We start from the raw sequence: 2,140 nt of genomic DNA, 5'->3' as shown, positions 1-2,140 counted from the left end.
ATCGGAGGATGGCGGCGAGCTTGCCGGCACCTTGCGCAGGCACGTGAGCGCGCGACTGCCGGAGCACATGGTGCCGTCCGCGTTTGTGCGCATCGAGGCGCTGCCGCTGACGCCGAACGGCAAGCTGGACCGCAACGCGTTGCCGGCGCCGCAGGATGAGGCGTATGCGCACCACGCCTATGAGGCGCCGCGGGGCGAGATCGAGACGGCGCTGGCCGAGATCTGGGCCGAGCTGCTCGGCGTGGCGCGGGTCGGGCGGCACGACAACTTCTTCGCGCTGGGCGGCCACTCGCTGTTGACGGTGCAACTGATGGAGCGTCTGCGGCAGCTGTCGCTGGGGGTCGAGGTGCGGACACTGTTCGCCAAGCCGGTGCTGGCGGATCTTGCCGCAAGCCTGGGCAGTCATCACGAGGTGGCGGTCCCGGCCAACCTGATCACGGAGAGCAGCAGGGCGATCACGCCCGAGATGCTGCCGCTGATTGAGCTGTCTCAGGGCGAGATCGACCGGATCATCGCCACGGTGCCCGGTGGGGTCGGCAACATCCAGGATATCTATGCCTTGTCGCCGCTGCAGGACGGCATCCTGTTCCATCATCTGTTGGCGAGCCGGGGCGATCCGTACCTGCTGGTCTCGCAGATGGCGTTTGCCGAGCGTGACCTGCTGGAGCGCTATCTTGCCGCGGTTCAGCGGCTGGTGGACCGGCACGACATCTTAAGGACGTCGTTTGTGTGGGAGGGCCTGTCGAGCCCGGCCCAGGTGGTTTGGCGGAACGCGCCACTGGATGTGACCGAGGTTGAGCTGGATGGCTCTGGTGGTCCCGGCCCCGAGCAGCTTAAGGATCGGTTTGATCCGCGCCGGCAGCGCATCGATCTGGGCCGGGCGCCCCTGTTGCGGTTTGTGATTGCGCGCGAGCCCGGCAGCGGGCGCTGGCTGCTGCTGGCGCTGCAGCACCATTTGATCGGGGATCACACCACGCTGGAGGTGATGCATGCCGAGGTGCAGGCCGTGCTCGAGGGACGTGACGACGAGCTGTCCGCCCCGCAGCCGTTCCGCAATCTGGTGGCGCAGGCGCGCCTGGGCGGTGATGCAAAGGCGCATGAAGAGTTCTTCCGGACGTGGCTCGCCGACATCGACGAGCCGACCACGCCGTTCGGCTTGCGCGAGGTCCATGGCGACGGCGGCGGGGCTCGTGAGGCGCGGCGGATGCTGCCGCAGCAGCTGCACGATCGGCTGCGCAGCCAGGCGCGGCGGCTGGGCGTGAGCCTGGCGAGCCTGTGCCATCTGGCGTGGGGCCAGGTGGTGGCGCGCAGCAGCGGGCGCGAGCAGGTGGTGTTCGGCACGGTGCTGTTCGGCCGCATGCATGGGGGTGCCGGTGCCGACCGCGCCATGGGCCTGTTCATGAACACCCTGCCGCTGCGGCTTGATCTCGACGGCACCGCCGTCGAGGCGAGCGTCCGGACCACCCACGCCCGGCTGGCCGAGCTGCTGGCGCACGAGCATGCCTCACTGTCGCTGGCGCAACGCTGCAGCGGCGTTGCGGCACCGGCGCCGCTGTTCAGCGCGCTGCTGAACTACCGCCACAACACGCCGGCGGCTGCTGCCGGACCGGACGATGTGCTGTCCGGCATGGAATGGCTGGGCGGGGAGGAACGCACCAACTATCCGCTGACCTTGTCGGTGGAGGATTTTGGCGAGGCGCTTGGCCTGACCGCGGAAGCGGCGGAGCCAGTCTCTCCGGATCGGATCTGCGGCTACATGGCGCGCGCGCTCGAGCAGCTGGCGGAGGCGCTGGAGCGGGCGCCGAACACGCCGGTGCGAGCGCTGGACATCTTGCCGGCTGATGAGCGCACCTATCTGTTGGAGGAGTTGAACCGGACGGCGGCGGCGTATCCGTCGGAGGTGTGCATCCACGCGTTGTTCGAGGCGCAGGTGCGCCAGGCGCCGGACGCGGTGGCGGTGGTCGATGCGGACGAACGCCTCAGCTATGGCGAGCTCAATGCGCGGGCCAACCGCCTGGCGCATCATCTGATCGGGCGCGGGGTGCGGCCGGATCAGCCGGTCGCGATCTGCGTTGAGCGCCGCGTGGCGATGGTGGTGGGGGTGCTGGCGATCCTCAAGGCGGGCGGGGCGTATCTGCCG

1 protein-coding gene is annotated in these 2,140 nt (G+C 69.3%); it reads left to right on the top strand.

Annotated elements, in window-relative coordinates:
• Nucleotides 1-2,140: condensation domain-containing protein (locus J6497_RS40415; protein WP_225709712.1), on the top strand; the 2,140-nt coding region annotated here is incomplete at both ends.

It is taken from the genome of Bradyrhizobium cenepequi (assembly GCF_020329485.1).
Taxonomy (GTDB): Bacteria; Pseudomonadota; Alphaproteobacteria; order Rhizobiales; family Xanthobacteraceae; genus Bradyrhizobium; species Bradyrhizobium cenepequi.
The sequence above is the reverse complement of the archived record's forward strand: the minus strand, read 5'-3'. Positions and strand labels throughout refer to the sequence as shown.